The 15124-nt window shown below is 52.8% G+C and carries 17 protein-coding genes and 1 riboswitch; of the genes, 1 reads left to right on the top strand and 16 read right to left on the bottom strand.

What is annotated here, in order from left to right:
• Nucleotides 1-9 precede the first annotated feature (9 nt).
• The 12 genes from HS100_10715 to HS100_10660 all read right to left on the bottom strand — a co-directional run bounded on the left by HS100_10715 (nt 10) and on the right by HS100_10660 (nt 10210).
• The gene (locus tag HS100_10715) at nt 10-915 is read right to left on the bottom strand and encodes a response regulator (protein ID MBE7434380.1); all 906 of its coding nucleotides are present in this window, start codon (nt 913-915) and stop codon (nt 10-12) included.
• A 91-nt stretch (nt 916-1006) separates the two neighbouring features.
• Complete coding sequence (locus HS100_10710) at nt 1007-2083, bottom strand: shikimate dehydrogenase (protein MBE7434379.1); 1077 nt, start codon at nt 2081-2083, stop codon at nt 1007-1009.
• Between the two features lie 23 nt (nt 2084-2106).
• Nucleotides 2107-3387, bottom strand: coding sequence for a multidrug transporter (locus tag HS100_10705; protein MBE7434378.1), 1281 nt, complete (start codon nt 3385-3387; stop codon nt 2107-2109).
• A gap of 132 nt (nt 3388-3519) precedes the next feature.
• Nucleotides 3520-4143, bottom strand: coding sequence for a 4-vinyl reductase (locus HS100_10700; GenBank protein MBE7434377.1), 624 nt, complete (start codon nt 4141-4143; stop codon nt 3520-3522).
• Complete coding sequence (locus tag HS100_10695; GenBank protein MBE7434376.1) at nt 4140-4937, bottom strand: alpha/beta hydrolase; 798 nt, start codon at nt 4935-4937, stop codon at nt 4140-4142. Before HS100_10695 ends, HS100_10700 begins: the two co-directional genes overlap by 4 nt.
• A gap of 20 nt (nt 4938-4957) precedes the next feature.
• On the bottom strand, nt 4958-5494 hold the full coding sequence (locus HS100_10690; protein ID MBE7434375.1) for an ATP/GTP-binding protein: 537 nt from the start codon (nt 5492-5494) through the stop codon (nt 4958-4960).
• 27 nt (nt 5495-5521) lie between these two features.
• Nucleotides 5522-6328 carry a DUF4388 domain-containing protein gene (locus HS100_10685; protein ID MBE7434374.1) on the bottom strand — a complete coding sequence of 269 codons (807 nt, stop codon included), beginning with the start codon at nt 6326-6328 and terminating at the stop codon, nt 5522-5524.
• Nucleotides 6329-6440: 112 nt separating this feature from the next.
• Nucleotides 6441-7043 carry an HAD family phosphatase gene (locus HS100_10680; GenBank protein MBE7434373.1) on the bottom strand — a complete coding sequence of 201 codons (603 nt, stop codon included), beginning with the start codon at nt 7041-7043 and terminating at the stop codon, nt 6441-6443.
• Between the two features lie 68 nt (nt 7044-7111).
• Nucleotides 7112-7567: a hypothetical protein gene (locus tag HS100_10675; GenBank protein MBE7434372.1), complete on the bottom strand. Its 456-nt coding sequence runs from the start codon at nt 7565-7567 to the stop codon at nt 7112-7114.
• 25 nt (nt 7568-7592) lie between these two features.
• Nucleotides 7593-8621 (bottom strand): GNAT family N-acetyltransferase, encoded by a 1029-nt coding sequence (locus tag HS100_10670; GenBank protein ID MBE7434371.1) that lies wholly within the window; start codon nt 8619-8621, stop codon nt 7593-7595.
• Nucleotides 8622-8630: 9 nt separating this feature from the next.
• Complete coding sequence (locus HS100_10665; GenBank protein ID MBE7434370.1) at nt 8631-9611, bottom strand: GNAT family N-acetyltransferase; 981 nt, start codon at nt 9609-9611, stop codon at nt 8631-8633.
• 20 nt (nt 9612-9631) lie between these two features.
• The gene (locus HS100_10660) at nt 9632-10210 is read right to left on the bottom strand and encodes a GNAT family N-acetyltransferase (GenBank protein MBE7434369.1); all 579 of its coding nucleotides are present in this window, start codon (nt 10208-10210) and stop codon (nt 9632-9634) included.
• 338 nt (nt 10211-10548) lie between these two features.
• Between HS100_10660 and HS100_10655 the strand changes: the two genes are divergently transcribed.
• The gene (locus tag HS100_10655; protein MBE7434368.1) at nt 10549-10986 is read left to right on the top strand and encodes a response regulator; all 438 of its coding nucleotides are present in this window, start codon (nt 10549-10551) and stop codon (nt 10984-10986) included.
• Nucleotides 10987-11019: 33 nt separating this feature from the next.
• Here HS100_10655 and HS100_10650 read toward each other — a convergent pair whose 3' ends face one another.
• The 4 genes from HS100_10650 to HS100_10635 form a co-directional block, all read right to left on the bottom strand.
• The gene (locus HS100_10650) at nt 11020-12039 is read right to left on the bottom strand and encodes a hypothetical protein (protein MBE7434367.1); all 1020 of its coding nucleotides are present in this window, start codon (nt 12037-12039) and stop codon (nt 11020-11022) included.
• 92 nt (nt 12040-12131) lie between these two features.
• Nucleotides 12132-12536 carry an Hsp20/alpha crystallin family protein gene (locus HS100_10645; GenBank protein MBE7434366.1) on the bottom strand — a complete coding sequence of 135 codons (405 nt, stop codon included), beginning with the start codon at nt 12534-12536 and terminating at the stop codon, nt 12132-12134.
• A 573-nt stretch (nt 12537-13109) separates the two neighbouring features.
• Nucleotides 13110-14768, bottom strand: coding sequence for a M6 family metalloprotease domain-containing protein (locus tag HS100_10640; protein MBE7434365.1), 1659 nt, complete (start codon nt 14766-14768; stop codon nt 13110-13112).
• A gap of 47 nt (nt 14769-14815) precedes the next feature.
• The gene (locus HS100_10635) at nt 14816-14989 is read right to left on the bottom strand and encodes a hypothetical protein (protein ID MBE7434364.1); all 174 of its coding nucleotides are present in this window, start codon (nt 14987-14989) and stop codon (nt 14816-14818) included.
• Nucleotides 14953-15032: riboswitch (cyclic di-GMP riboswitch) on the bottom strand. (Overlaps the previous gene by 37 nt.)
• Between the last annotated feature and the right edge of the window lie 92 nt (nt 15033-15124).

Raw genomic sequence — 15124 nt, 5'->3', positions numbered from 1 at the left:
CCGCCTGCCTCAGGCGCCTGAGGTTACTGTCGGATCTTGTCTGCGCGCTTCGGCGGCCAGTTCAGTAATTTCCCGAATATCCGCAAAGGTATGCAAATCCGGCGAGACAAGTCCAGCTGAGAAGGTCATAAAACCGACTTTTTCGAAACCGCCTTCCGCTTTGGGAGCCTGGATAAACCCCTGCTGGCGATCGATGAAGTTGTAGTGGGTCTGCACTTCATCAGCAAACCGTTCCTTGATCTTCTGACGGATGTTTGGAGCAGCTTCGGTGGTGGTGATGATGATGAAGTTATCGCCCCCCGCATGACCGATAAAATCGTTCGGCGTTCCCACTTCATCCACCACTTCGCCGATCAGCATCGCGGAAAATCGCAGCAAGTCATCGCCTGCCACGAATCCATATACATCTTTGAACGCATCGAAGTTGTTGATTCGCAGGTCGAGCAGCGCCCATGATTTTTCACGGATGATGCGCCGCAATTGCTCTTCGATCAACCGCCCGGCCGGCAAACCCGAACGCGGGTCGGTAAGGCTTTCGCGCTCTGCGCGGCGGATGGCGCCTTGCACACGCAGTTTCAATTCCTCGATATCGAACGGCTTCGTAATGTAATCGTCCGCGCCGAGCTCAAGCCCCTGCAGTTTATCGCTGCGCTCATCCTTTTGCGTCAGGAAGATCACAGGGATGTGGCTGGTGCGCGTATTGGTGCGCAGCGTGCGGCAAACTTCATACCCGTCGATATCGGGGAGCATGATGTCAAGCACGATCAAATGAGGAAGTACCTGACGGGTCTTTTCCAGGGCGTCACGACCGCGATTTGCAACATCCACTTCGTATTGCAAACCCGTGAAATAGATTTTGAGCATGTTGGCAATGTCGAGATCGTCTTCCACTACCAATAGGCGAGCAGTTCCCATTTAAGCCTCCAGCCGGTTGTCGAAAATTCATTCGAGGCAATTGCCCGAAGTTTTCAACAAAGGGTATGTTTCTCTTCCATCAAAATTATCGTCATCGCCGCCGGGCATTTTTACGAACGGCTTCGATTTGTTCTTCCGTTACTTCCCGTTCGAACGAACGGAACCCGCTCAAACGAAAACCATGTCTCTCGGCAATCTGCGTGATCTCCTGCACGCGGCTTAACGTAATCTCCTTGCCAACAGTGTAATCTTCAAATCTGCCTTCCAACGCCAGGGCGATCGTCTCTGCCATGCAGGCATATGCCTTGCCTTCAGGAAAACCAAAGTTAAAATGGAAATTAACGGAACCCGGCACATCCACCATGCCGCCGTCAATCACTAATATATCATCTCTCACCGCGGCGACCATTGCAGAAACATCGCGGGGGCGCGCCACATCGCAGACCACACTGCCCGGCTGCAAATGTTCCGGACGTATGACGTCATGGATGGAACTGGTCACCGTCAGGATGAGTTGCGCTTCTTTTAAGACATCCATTTTCGTACTGATACACAACTCGCTTCTCGCCTGGAGCTTGAGCCTGTCTTGCAGAGCCTCGAGCTTTTTCTCGTCCCGGGCGATGAGCACGGTCCGGGCGGCCTCACCAGCGATCAGTTCCGCACAGACGCGCCCGATCGACCCAGTGGCGCCGACAACGGCGACGGTCGCTTCCGACATCCGGATGTCCATGACCTTTGCCGCATCGCGGATGGCTTGCACCGCCATCATCACCGTATATGAGTCGCCGGTGGTCACAGGGATGTCAAGGTTCCTGGCAATGGTCAGACCGGCATCCCCCACCACCGAGGTGAAAGCGCCCAGCCCGAGAATGTCCGCGCCAAGTTTTTCTGCCGCGCGTCCCGTCTGTATAATTTTACGATAGACGGTACGCTCGGGCAACTGCATCATGCGTCTTGGAGTATACGGACATGCAAGGAACCAGCCTTTAACCTGCTTTCCAGTGGCTTTCGAGGTGATTCCTTCGATTTCAGAGATGTAAACCGGCGGGAAAAAGGTGGAAAAAAAGTCGATCTGTTTTTCCGTCAATATCCTCCCCAAAAGCGGAAATTTCCGGCTGACGTCGCGCTTGGGGTCGATGGGATGTATGATGAAAGCGAAACTATCCATGGCTCATCCGGGTCCGACAACCCCTACCACGATTCAACTTCTGCTTTTTGGCTTTCGGGGTGATAGGGGGTTTGGTGGAGTTTCGCCAGCTTCCAGCGATGGTGGTCGCTCTGGGCAAATGTGATATCGCGGTCGATGACTCTTCGTTCAGCTGAAGCAGCCAATACAACATCCGACTCGATCGTGCGAGCCGGGTAGATGATCATGCCTGAACCGATCCGGCAGTTGTGTCCCACGCATCCGCCCAGAACCGGGCGGTTGGAAGGAGCCAACAAGCCATTTCCATCGCGCGCCCTCAGGGGTATGGGAATCAGGTTGTAATCTGTAAATGTGGACCCCGCGCCGATGAAAGTATTCCGGCCGATGACAGACATTTGCAGGCAGGTATTTTGCGCCACCATCGTATTTTCCATAACGGTGGTCATGAAAAGGGCGGATCGAAATGGCAGAAATGCCCCATCGCCGACCACCGAGAGCATCAACTGGACATCCTGCGAAATATTGATATTGCTTCCGATCAGGCAGTTGTCGATCACCGCCCCGGCGTTGATGGTGACATTATCCCCGATGATCGTCGGACCTTTGATGACCGCGCGGGGGTCGATGGTGCAGTTCTTTCCCACAATGACGATTTCAGAACACTCGAAGATCTGGCGTCCTTCAAAAATGGCTTTGCCGAGGATCTTGAGTTTGAAGGAAAGTTCTTCGTTCGCGCGTTTCTCATAACGGGCGCCGCGTGAAAACTGACCGAAGACCATGTCCGCGATGAAGACATGCACCCATGAATCGATCGCGATCAACGAGCGCAGAGGGACTTGAAACACAAGGTCTCCGCTTTGGTCGCCCATATATGTTGGGACGTGGTAATACCCGATCTCGCGCGCCTCCATATCGACCACCAGCGGTTCGGCTCCCGCCACCGGCCCTTTCGGGTAATACCAAAGGTCGGCAAGATGCAAACTTCCGGCGGGAGTGTAAGAGGTGGATAGCGGTAGCGCATGCTCGCGAAAGGCGGGATCGTCCGCCCGGAACGCAGCGCGCACGGGGCGGTTTCGCTTCAGTGCTTCGGTCATGAACGCAGTGATGAATGGCTCGTCGAAAAAAAGATTATCCCGATAAACGATGGATTGTTCCCGTACCTGCGGGATGCGTTCACCCTGGCCGACCTCCATTTCCCGGGTCACATAGGGGGCGAGAAGATTCCGCTGGTGAAGCCAGAGGGGTGAATTTTGTATTCTTAGTTCGCGCGCAGGTTCACAGAACGGCATGATGTGGTTTCGCGCGTTCATGATGATTTTAAGCATGAAGGGAATTATAAATCAAAGGGGGATTGCCGGGCGCGCCGAGCAGGAAACAAAATTGTCATGCCATCGCCCGCCCAAACTTTTCACAGCCAAGAGTCCGATGGGAAGTACTAATCAGGAAAAGGCGGGTTACTACGTCAGGGGCATTTTTTGAATTGTGATCGTACAGCGCTGGTCGCCGCGGGCATGACAGGCGGTCTCCTCCACGCTAAACACTTTGCCGCTGCTCAACCAATAGAGTGCTTCCTGCAGCAAGCCTGCGGCCAGGTGGCAAACCGGCTCGTCTGAAGTTCGCTCCCAACATAAAGGACAGCGCTCGATATGCCAGTAGACCGTCGATTCCGTCTCTTCCACCAGCACCCGTTGATCTGTATGTTTGTTGAACAACTCGGCAAAAGTCCGCGCGCCGGTATGGAGTTTTGTTGAAAGGGGCAATAGGCGAAACGCCATCTCGGTCAGCCCGAGCATGGAACCATATTCCTTGAGCCCATACTTGAAACAGGCCCTTCCCGCCCGCACGGCCAGTCCCCGCCCCCCGCGTGGGCCATAGAGTTGTTCAAGATTCTGCTGGAGTTGACTCACCGTCTCGAACGAAATCGTCCGTTCGCCAGCTTCGGGCGGGTGGTCCTGTAAAAATTCGTCCAATGCACCCAATTGCAGGACCGCATCCACTCCCCCCTTTCCAATCACTTCCTCCAAACCAAGCAGGATGATTTTTCCCATTTTCGGGGGATAATGAAAGTTTGCAGCGCTCATTGGGTTTGTGTATCTTCGTCCAGGAAATTTTTCAACTTCTGATTGAATTCGATGGGCTCGTCCAGCATGATGAAATGACCCGCCTTTTGAAAGCGTTCAATGCGGGCTTTGGCAACGCCGTTCAACAGGGGACGCCATTGTTTGGGATCGACAACGATATCCTTTTCGCCATACATCCCAAAAACCGGCGCCTGGACAAGGTGCAAACTTGGCCGCAAATCGGTTCGGCGCAATGAGCCGATGCTGGAAAAAAACGCTTCAAGGGAAACCTGGGAAACATCGCGGTCCATCATCTTCGCCCAATTTTTATCCTTCGAATAGAGCGGGGAAAGAAGGCGGTAAAAACCCTTGTAGATCCACATGTTATGGTAGGTCAGCCAGCCAAAGGTCTTGTACCCAAACACACGCGGGAAGAAATATAAGGAAGATCCGGTAATCGGCGAGCCGATCACAACCACTTTTTGCACACGATCCGGATGCTGGATCGCCGTCATGAGGCTGACAGTGCCGCCCATGCTGTGTCCCACTAGGGGCGCTCGCACGATCCCCAATTGTTCCATGAACTGGTAAACAAGACTGACAAAATCCTTTACAGCGTAGGTGGAGCGCTTCGTGCCTGATTCACCAAACCCCCAAAAGTCCAGCGCGTATGTGCGATAAAAAGCGCCAAGGAATGCCATCGTTTCCTGCCATAGCCCCCACGAACCCTGATAACCATGCAAAAGGATGACAGGTTTCCCCCGTCCAAAAACCTCGTAATGAACGATACCCTGATCAGTCGTAATGGAAGACACAGTTAAAGATTACCTGTCCGTTATTTTCCTTCCATTTCGCTCAGGATGCTGTAGAGCAATTCGAGCAAAACGGTTTTAACGGAGTCCTTGTCCGTTGCAACGCAGGGCAGCAATTTGGTATGTTTATCGAGGCGCAGGGCATGACCCATATCCTCCAGCTCCCAGGCGTCATCCATATCCTGCTTATTTGCCGCCACCACAAAGGGAGTGGGGGCATAAGCGCGGAATGTTTCAAGGATCGAACGCGCCTCACGGAAGGTCTCCGGGCGGGTGCTGTCCACCATTACGATGAATCCCAACATCCCTTCGGATAGGATCTCCCACATGAAATCGAACCGCTTCTGGCCGGGAGTGCCGAACAGGTAAAGGACCAGGTCCTCATCCACAGTGATGCGGCCGAAATCCATCGCCACAGTCGTGGCGTTTTTGACCGAGCGCTCCTCCTCGGAGGAAATCCTTCGCTCCGTGGCAACCACATCGATCTCGCTGACCGACTGGATGAATTGCGTCTTGCCAGCGCTGAAGGGACCCGTGACTACCATTTTGACCGTTTGCATAATTCCTATCCTTTCGGCCTCGAATAATTATAACGAGCGAATGCGGCCGATCAGTTTGTTCACCAATGTTTTCTTGTCTTCGATCTCCTGCGGCGCAAGCGGCCTGACAGATTGAGGCAAAGGCGCATCGGCGGGGCGTACCAATTCCACAAGCCCGGCCTGCAACAGGCCGTAAACGATTCGGCGGATCTCCACTTCCGAGAGTTTGTTCGTCCTGCCGATCTGACGCATCGTATTCTTCGGGTCGACGAATTTGACCACTTTCCACTCGTCCACGCTCAAGTTGACGTTCGTCAGCGGGCGTTCGGTAAACTTCAACGCCATATCTAGGCTGGGAATCTCATCCTGCAGCTGTTCCAATTCGCGCAACTGGCGCGAGCCTTCGATGATGATGTTCTCAAGGTCGAGTCGCACATTAATGCGGTCATCGGGCGGGAGCATTTCATTCTCGAAACGAAAGATGCCCTCGACCCAGGTAAACAGCCGCCTGAGTTGATCGGTAAAATAAGCCTGCAAATTCAGGAGAATATCTTCGCGCGAGACGTAACCCGCATTGATCAACAAAAGTCCCAATTCCTTGTCCGACATCTGCCCGGTTCGTTCGATGATGGCTTTGTATTGGTTTGCATTGATCTTGTTCGATTTGTAAAGCACCGAGGCAAGGTTGCCGTCCTCCTTACCGATGCGCGCATACGCCAGCTTTCCCTCGCGGAACGAGACATGCGCCTGCTCCGAAACTCCATCGATCACCAACGTTCCCGTCTTGCTGGCAAGGTTGATCAGATTCAAGAGTTGGGTGATCGTAAAATCACGTAAATTTCCGCGCAGAGCCATTTTTCCTCGAATATCCCTTGTTGAAAGGGACGGTGCAAAATTATACTTCTGAAAGTCATTATGCGTCAATTAATCCGCTTTGCACTCTTGTATGGGTAGGCAAATAAATTGACTATGTTCTTAAAATCTTTTCCAACTGATCGACCGCATCCTGCGAATTCATGAACAGGATTCCCTTCATTCCCACCCGTTCGCACGCTTCGATATTTTCAACAACATCATCGACAAAGACCGCCTCCTCCGCCCGGACCTGGGCCTGCTCCAGCGCAATTTGATAAATTCTCGCCTCGGGCTTTGCCGCGCCCACTTCCGCTGAAATAACCAGATGGTCGAAAGACCCGGCAATCCTTTGTCTTTGGATGTACGCGCGCATCCCGGACCATGCATTGCTGATCAGTCCCGTTATGAACCGCGGACGTAACGTGCTCAGGTATTGCAGGAGAGAGTGGTCGATAATATCCCCGGCAAAGAATTCCTTCTCCACCTCTTGGATCTCTTCATCACGGACCTTCAGCCTTTGCGCAATGGCCTGCCAGTGCTCGGATTCAGAAACTGCGCCTATCGTTGCCTGAATGGCACTGGGACTGGAAAAGACAAGTTTGTCGATATCATCGTAATCCATTCCAAAGCGCTGCGCCAACCGCTGGCGCGGAGCTTGGAATTCGGTCCGTTGAATGACCCCGCCGAAATCAAAAAATACTGCGCGAATGTTCATGGCTTTTTTCATAAAAAATCCCGCAGGCAGATTAGGTCGCCTGCGGGCAAGTCATAGGGATTTTAAATTTACTTCTTCCTGGATTTCGATTTCGGCGTTCCCTTCGAGGCTTTGGATGAAACAGGTTTCGGGGACGGTTTGGTCTTTTTCGCAGAGGAAGGTTTTGAGGCGCGCCTGCGCTTCGAATGGGATGGCTTCGCGTTCACTGCGGAGGCCTTCTTCGAGGAAGCAGTCTTGACCACAGCGCTTTTCAGGGGACGCGGCAGTGGTTCCGTCTTGATGGCAACGGCGGCGGATACACCTTCGGCGGCGGGCATGGAAGCCATTTGCTTGGCGGCCTCGCGCCAATTGGGGAAGAAAAGTTCCATCCGTTGGCGGGAGATGGAATTGGCGCGCCGGCAGCGCGGGCAGTGGGCATCGTGATGATTTTGGTTCTTTTCGTTCATGGTTACCAGCGCGGATAGCATCTCCGCCCGCCCGACGGTGAAGGGGGTCTGGCAGTACAGGCAACGCAGGTTCAGCATGGAATCTCTCCTTACGGCGGAAGTCTTATTCTGCCAGTGATTCTACACTGATTTCACGCCCTTCGCGAATCGTTTTTTCGTAGGTGTCGAAAGCCAAATGCACATGCATGCCGGCCTTTTCGTATAAGCGCAGGGCGCCTGTTAGGTTCTCCGCATCCACGCCCAACCCCGCCTTCCGTTTGCCGCGTTTGTAAAATTCAGCAAAACTGTGCTGGAGGAGAGCCAGTCCGAGGCCGTGCTTGCGCCAGGGGCGGCGAACTCCCAGGATGTTGACCCAGCCCATATCCGTCTCGGAATAGCCTTCAGGACGGCAAAGGCTGATTCCCGCAAGTTCATCCCCATCGAAGGCAAGGAACCACATGGACGGGTCGTTCCCATCCGACTTCATGAAATGGGTAAAACGGGCAAGACCTTCTTCGAACGGTTCCTCGATATGACCGAAATGGTCACGGAAAGATTCCCGGAAGGCGGTATAGATCGCGGGAATCTCCTCATGGCTCCCGGTCTCGAGAGTAATCCCCTCGGGCCAGGCTGGGACGAGAGGCGCTTCGTTCATCTCGATGCGCATTTCGAAAGAACTGCGGATTCGGTTGAAGCCGTTGTCTTCGAACAATTTCCTTGATCCTTCAGCAATGCGCAATGATCCGGTGCGCGGCGCAAATCGGAGGTCAGGTTCCAGGTCCGGCAGGACGCGTGAGGCGTGTTCTTCAGCCCAGGTAAGCAGGGCGGTGCCGATTCCCAATCCACCGAAGTCCGGGTGGACGCGCCCCCAGATCCATGGGTGGACCGGCGGTTTGGATGTGGTCCAGACCTCGATGTAGCCGACCAACTGTCCCTTTGGGGAGAAAACGAGGCGGATATCCCGCTCGGGGTCGAATTGAGGCGTTTCCCAATCCTCGCGCAAAATGTTCGCATCGGCGAGGTCATCCTGCCCGGCGATGCGCTGCATCCAGACATTGAACATTTCGGTTGCAGCACCGGCATCGGCCAGGGTCGCGCCGCGGACGGTGAACCCCTCAGGCAATTCGATTTGTGTTGCTAGCTTTTCCTTCATGGTGTCCTCTTAGTCTTCTTCAAAGCTTCGCCCGGGGCGAAGTTCCTTTTCGTAGGTGACAAATTCGCTGGCAATGTGCATGCCAGCCCGTTGATACAAGCGGGTCGCGCCTGTGGCGTTTGAGGCATCCACGCCCAAGCCTACTGTCTTCATATCCCGCCGATAAAAATCGGCAAAGGATGCGTGGAGCAGCGCCAAGCCCAATCCTTTTTGGCGCCATGGCTTGCGGACGCCGAGCGTGCCCACCCAACCGATACCCATCCGAAAGCGATTCTGGGAGAAGCCTGCGATCTGGCCGCCATCCCAGGCAACCAGCCAGAGGGATGGGTCGAATTCGGGCCGTTCCAGTTTTCGAAAAGACCATTCCTCGAAAGTTGAATCGTGGCTTCCCCAATGTTCGCTGAAAGATTCGTTGTCCGCTTCCCAGATCATTCTGGCATGTTTCTCTTTTTCGAAGGGGCGCAATTCGATCCCCTCGGGAAGAGCAAAAGCAGGCGGAGCATCAAGTTTTATCTCCATCCGCCAGAAATGACGGATGGAAGAAAAACCCAGGTTTTCAAGAAGTTCCTGTCCTGTTTGATCGCGCCCGTCGGTGGTGGAATGGAGATAAACACGAAGGTCGGGGTCGGCGAGATTCATCATTTCGCGGGCGCGTTCTTCAGCGCGACCCAGCAACATTGTGCCGATCCCCAATCCTTTGAAATTCGGGTGAATATACCCATCCGCGTTGAAATGGGCGAACGCTTTTTCATTGTAGAGCTCTTCATAACCGACCACGCGTCCGTTTTCATCCTCGACAATAAAGGCGTCGGTCTCGAGGGTGAATCCTTCTTCGCGCCAGGAATGTTCCAACGCCTCTGGCGATGTGGCGACGGTCACATCGCCGTCAGCTTCGCACACCGTGTAGATTAAGTCTGCCACAGCGCTGACATCCGACCAGGTCGGGGCGCGCAGTTTCAGGTTAAGGTTTTGAAGCGTGTTGTTTTTCATCAGATTTCCTCTCGTTCCACTCATCCTGCAATTGATTCGCGCCATTCCGCGTTCAGCAAGCCGAAGCCGATGACATCCCAAAATTCTCCATCAAGGAAAAGGACTTTTCGGCGGCGCGCCTCCTCCATGAATCCGAATTTTTGGAAAAGGTGGGTCGCGCAGTTGTTATAGGCGGGCACCACGGCAGTGACGCGGAACAAATTCAATTCATCGAACGCAAAACGGAGCAGCAAACTCAACGCCTGGCTCCCATAGCCTTTGCAGCGGGATTCTGCTTCGCCGATCCCGAGGCGGATGTATCCGTTGCCGCTCGACCAATCCACATATTCGATCAACGCCTTGCCGATGAGTCGGTTGTCCTCGCGTGCAAGGATGGGGAAGTAGAACAGAGTTTTCTGTTCCAACATTTCCTCTTCGATCGCCTCATATTGTTCCTTCACCAGGGCAGGCGAAAGCGGGCGGGTCGTCGTAAATTCCATCAGGCGCATGAATTCGGCGTCATGCGTCCAGCGGGATTCGATGGCGGGATGCGCGTCGTGATCGATCGGACCTAAAAGCACATCCTGGGCTTCTGTTAACCCGGTTTCAATCGTAAACATGATTTCCTTCCTTACAAAACAAAACGGTCACAAGGATAACTCCCGTGACCGTTTCAGGCACTTAAACAAAAACGACCACGGGCTTCAGACGCGCCGTGGTCGCAGGGTTCGATAAGACCTAACGACGAACAGGCGCACTACGGCCATCTCCAGCAACGCTGGCGGCAAGAGGGATGTAGAACTTGAACATAAACATTCGGCAGTGCGCTCCTTTCCTTCGAATTCCTTTTTCAGGTAGCGTGAGTTTATCATGTGAAATAGAGAGCCGTCAAGCGGGACATTTGAGGGAGACGAACCTTTTTCGACAGTTGGCGCGACACAATAATAAAGAGGTTGATATGGCTGTAGAAAAAACCGCATCCGATCGGAACGAACCCCACCGCATCCTCATCATTTCGCAGGATGCCGAAATGGTGCGGGTATGGGAAGAACTCTTCGCTCAGAGGAACTGCCGCGTGTTCCCGGTAGCTACAGCACGCGAGGGTGTCACTTCTGCCCGCGACCTCTCCCCCGCCTTGATCCTGCTCGATGTGGAGATGCCCGATGGTGAACGTTTGAATCTTTGCCGGGAACTGCGTTCCACGACCGATGGCACACTTCTGATGATCGATTCCAGCGTCAAAAACCCGGACCTGCTCGAGTATCACCGTGCCGGTGTGGATGAAACCCTTTCCGCCTCCATCAGTCCGATGGCTTTGCTTATAAAATCTCTTACGTGGCTGGCACGTCAGGAGTGGCTCGTTCCCCGCAGGCAATCGGCCGAGTCACTTACATAAAAAAGTGACGGGCTGTTCGTCCGTCACTTTTTTTCATGGATTGGACGTACGGATACGCCCCGCGATCAGGGCATCCAGCGTCTCCTGAACGAGGCGGAGTTTGGCTTCGCTGAGAATCCCTGTATCCACATCTTCGATGCCGAGCGGGGATTGAACGCTTTGCCCCCCCTGCCCAGCGATCAATTGGGGCCAGGCGGTTTGAATCGCTTTGATGGTGTCGGGCGTGATGGTCATCACCCACCCGCCGGGTCGCGGCTCGGGGCGCGAGACCCCGATCAGATAAGCACCCTGGGTTCCCACATAAGAGAGGAAATCATCGCTCGCAAGGGATGGATAGATATAAAGCCCATCCACATCCTTGTCGTTGATCAACACATTGGCATAACCGCCGAATTTCCCGGGGTCTTCATTTGGTGGAATCGCCAGCACAGCAGGATAAGTCACCAGATCGATATAGATTCCGTCGCACAAGCCGCAGTAATAACGCATCCCGTTATTAAAAGCGTTGAGCGCCGCCAGCGCATTCTGGTCGCCGTCTGGATACAACATGCCAAGGTGATATTCATCGAGGAGCATCGCCAGCGTGTACCCGGCAAGGAAAGCAGGCAATTCGACTTCGTTGCTCGGCGCAAGCACGCTGATATTGCCGCCTGCATTCAAATTGGGAATGTTCACTGCGAGGAATTGGACGTTCGGCGCGGTCGGCGCATAATTCGCAATACCCGGATCGGGCGGCAATGCAATGACGACTTTTAATGTCGGGTCGACAAGGTCTTGCGGCGTAATTCCATTACGGACCTGGAACCGGAAACCGGAGGCAAGCGCGAGATCGTAAACGGTTTTTTGATACAGGTCTGAAGTTGCCTTATCCATGTCCGCAGGGAGGATGAGAAGGGCAAGCGGCGTGGACAAGGTCGATATAGGTGTGGCAGACGGCGGCGGGGTATGAGACGGGACGACCGTCGGCGGAGCGACTTCCGTTGAACCATTTCCCCGGCATGCGGTCAGTAACGAAAGGATCAGGAATACAAAAAGTAATTGTTTTACACGCACAGAATTCTCCGGAACAAAGAGTCCCGGAATTATAACGGGAAACAGAACAGGTCATGCTTGGCTCTCGGTGAACCAAACATGACCTGAATGGTTTAGCGAACTTCCACCTGAATCTTCTTCGGCTTGGCGGATTCCGCCTTGGGAAGGATCAGCGTCAGGACGCCGTCGGCGATTCGCGCTTCGACCTTGCCTGAATCGATTTCAGACGGCAATCTCAAACTGCGGCGGAAAGCCCCGCGCGGAAGTTCATTCATGAGATAAGATGCTTCCTCATCCTTGAATTCACCTTCTATGGTGACGATGTCTTGAAGCACCTGAATGTTCAAGTCTTCCGCCTTCAAGCCGGGCACGAGGGCGGAGAGAATGTAAGCATCATCCTCTTCGCGGATGTTCACATCCAGCGCGCGGACGGAAGGCTGCCCTGTACGTCGGCGCACCAGGCGGCGTGAAAACGGATAAGCATATTGAAACGGGCGGGTTTGCAAATAAAGTGTCATGGTTGATCTCCATTTTTATTGGTTTATCGAATTGGTCCCAGTTTATTTTTGGAGTGTAAGAAAAAGAATAACGTTGGATAGGATTTCCATAAGAAAATCCCCCGCAGAAAATATGCGGGGGATCATTCGCTTGTTGAATGCGACCTATTACATGACTCCTGTGATATGCCAGATTGTCATAACTTCAGGTCACTGCCTGTCGGCGCATTCCACTCCGTTTACCAGCAGACTGTATGGCTGGTAGAGGGTTGAATCCTCCGAAGCAGGGATGCTCCAAACATTAGACACAACCTTGTCATAACCGCCAAACGCAGATCGATTCCCGCTGGCATTGCGAATTTTGCCTGCATTTCGCGGGGTTTTCCGTTTTCGATATGGTATGTTCGTCGTAGCTAATAATAATCGGAGTCATTTCGTTAAGAGCTAGTTATTGCCTTCCAAGCTTTTTATTTCCCAATACCTTTGTTACAGGTGTAGAAAAGCATTCAGACCCCCCGCTTGGGGAGGCCTGAATGTTGATTGCATGTGACTCTATGGTTATTCAAGTTGACAGGGCGGGGGATCCTCGCAAAGCTATTTCTTCTTGGGCGTCCAAGGAACGAAGGAGAAGTCTGCGGTGATAATCCCTTCTGTGCTTTCCTGAATGTTCTTGACTGTAACACCGGAGTATCCATACTTTGGATCAGAACCGCTCCAGAAGTAGTAATTGCTGCTGTTGGGTTTTGTGTAGCTGCTAAATTCCGTCTTTCCGAGGCGTCCGGGGTACAAATCGCCAGCAAGCGAGGAGAATGGGCTCAGGTAATAAACAGCATGCTCCAAGTCCCACTGATCGTCTGCCTGAATGATCGAAATGCCATAATGTGTCTCATCGGTCCAGGCTTTGCGCCAACCCTCCGAGCGGAACTCCTTCCAGTTCTCAGCCTCGTTCGGACGCCAGTAGTTGCGAGTGAAGACTGTATCGTCTACGTGGTAGATCGCCAAACCATGAGTCCCAAAACGCTGCAGACCTTGATCGAAACCGATGGCCTGGCGGTTCTCGAACAGGAAGTATTCCTTGCCCCCTGAATTTGGTACCACCATCTTGTAGGCAATGGCATTTGTCTCTGCTGGAAGCAGGGTGAGGCTTGATGTTGATGTGATTTCAACAGGCGTCACGAACCCGAGCATATATTTGCTCCAAGCATCCAAATGAGCAGGTGAATTGCCGGAGAAAATCCGATCGCTGGGGTAGCGATTCCAACTGCCGCCCGCCATCAGGCTGTACACATCCGTGCCATCCGACTCGTAGCCGTAATCATATTGATCGGGCAGGCCAAGGACATGTCCATATTCGTGGGCGTACACACCAACAGTGGGCGGGAAAGGACCACTTACCACACCTGTATATCCGGTTACATCGCCACCGACTTCGGGCATCATGGCATAATTATTGATCTTGACGCCGTCAAAGGTCAGGTCACCATCTGTAAGGCCAGTGCCTTCTTTGAGATCCCAACTATGCGACCAGATAAGGCTCGGGTCGGCACTCCATTCGGCTCCTGTGCCTGCATATACAATGAACAGGTTGGGAACTACGCCATCGACTGCATAAACACTGAAATCAACATAGGGATCAACTGCTCTGACAACATCAAGAACGATTCCCTGAACATTCTCTGGATACGGCCCAAAGCCGTTATCATGGATGCCATCGGCCTTGGTATAGTAGTCATACGGATGCCCAACGTTTGTCCAATTCATGTCGCTAGGCATGTTCTGGGTAGTAATCTCAATGTAGCCGTATGAAACCTCCTTATAGTAGTTATAAAGGGTACGATCCTTTGGATAGCCAGAAAAAGCCGCATATTCCGGTGGATCATAGACCGTGCCAAATAACATTGGGTCGAAATAGTCCCCCAAATCTAACCTCGTTGCAGGACCGCCGGGAGGAGGGGTCGTAAATTCTGCAAACAGTACAAGTACATTCTGTTCATCAGCAGTTGGAATAGGTAGAATTACGTCGCCTTCCGGATTGAATTTCTTGCCTTTATTGGCTGTGTTGGGGATTGGATAGGTAATCTTCTTCCCTTGGGCGCGCATTTGCTGTACCACATCGGGTTGAAGTGAGACAATCGAGAAACCCTTGCCATCGGTCCTTGCATTAGAAGTAGCCTGGGATGGGACGGCGGAAACAGCAAGGATCAAAGCCGCAACAACAGTCTTGACGAAAATTTTCAACCACATTTTCTTCATTTTGCATCTCCTCAAGTATTTTGGTTTTATGTTCGATCGGATTGTCATTAGGTATAGCCGATTTTTTCATCTCCTTTCCATCTTTGTCTACCGACACTTGGAATGACATTTATTTTTGTTTCATGAGATAGGAAGAGATTGATTGGAAAAACTTCCCAAACAAAACCGCCGAAGCGGATATGCCTTCGGCGGTCTGGCGGTCCCGCAAGAACGGGATCCATGACTTTGCGCCCTCACCTTACGATGAGTTTGCCTTTTCGGGGCTTCAGAGAATTGTAGAGAAACTTCTCTTGCACAGGGCGCAATAATATTGCTAAAAATTCAAAATACAAAAACTATCATGTTCATTTTAGCAA

This window comes from Anaerolineales bacterium, assembly GCA_015075725.1.
Taxonomy (GTDB): domain Bacteria; phylum Chloroflexota; class Anaerolineae; order Anaerolineales; family Villigracilaceae; genus Villigracilis.
This window is presented reverse-complemented; position numbering and strand designations above follow the sequence as displayed.

What these genes read in the sequence shown, in the direction of transcription:
- HS100_10715 (MBE7434380.1), bottom strand. Translation starts at nt 915, where the DNA reads ATGGGAACTGCTCGCCTATTGGTAGTGGAAGACGATCTCGACATTGCC.
- HS100_10710 (MBE7434379.1), bottom strand. Translation starts at nt 2,083, where the DNA reads ATGGATAGTTTCGCTTTCATCATACATCCCATCGACCCCAAGCGCGAC.
- HS100_10705 (MBE7434378.1), bottom strand. Translation starts at nt 3,387, where the DNA reads ATGCTTAAAATCATCATGAACGCGCGAAACCACATCATGCCGTTCTGT.
- HS100_10700 (MBE7434377.1), bottom strand. Translation starts at nt 4,143, where the DNA reads ATGAGCGCTGCAAACTTTCATTATCCCCCGAAAATGGGAAAAATCATC.
- HS100_10690 (MBE7434375.1), bottom strand. Translation starts at nt 5,494, where the DNA reads ATGCAAACGGTCAAAATGGTAGTCACGGGTCCCTTCAGCGCTGGCAAG.
- HS100_10685 (MBE7434374.1), bottom strand. Translation starts at nt 6,328, where the DNA reads ATGGCTCTGCGCGGAAATTTACGTGATTTTACGATCACCCAACTCTTG.
- HS100_10680 (MBE7434373.1), bottom strand. Translation starts at nt 7,043, where the DNA reads ATGAACATTCGCGCAGTATTTTTTGATTTCGGCGGGGTCATTCAACGG.
- HS100_10675 (MBE7434372.1), bottom strand. Translation starts at nt 7,567, where the DNA reads ATGCTGAACCTGCGTTGCCTGTACTGCCAGACCCCCTTCACCGTCGGG.
- HS100_10670 (MBE7434371.1), bottom strand. Translation starts at nt 8,621, where the DNA reads ATGAAGGAAAAGCTAGCAACACAAATCGAATTGCCTGAGGGGTTCACC.
- HS100_10665 (MBE7434370.1), bottom strand. Translation starts at nt 9,611, where the DNA reads ATGAAAAACAACACGCTTCAAAACCTTAACCTGAAACTGCGCGCCCCG.
- HS100_10660 (MBE7434369.1), bottom strand. Translation starts at nt 10,210, where the DNA reads ATGTTTACGATTGAAACCGGGTTAACAGAAGCCCAGGATGTGCTTTTA.
- HS100_10655 (MBE7434368.1), top strand. Translation starts at nt 10,549, where the DNA reads ATGGCTGTAGAAAAAACCGCATCCGATCGGAACGAACCCCACCGCATC.
- HS100_10645 (MBE7434366.1), bottom strand. Translation starts at nt 12,536, where the DNA reads ATGACACTTTATTTGCAAACCCGCCCGTTTCAATATGCTTATCCGTTT.
- HS100_10640 (MBE7434365.1), bottom strand. Translation starts at nt 14,768, where the DNA reads ATGAAGAAAATGTGGTTGAAAATTTTCGTCAAGACTGTTGTTGCGGCT.
- HS100_10635 (MBE7434364.1), bottom strand. Translation starts at nt 14,989, where the DNA reads ATGGATCCCGTTCTTGCGGGACCGCCAGACCGCCGAAGGCATATCCGC.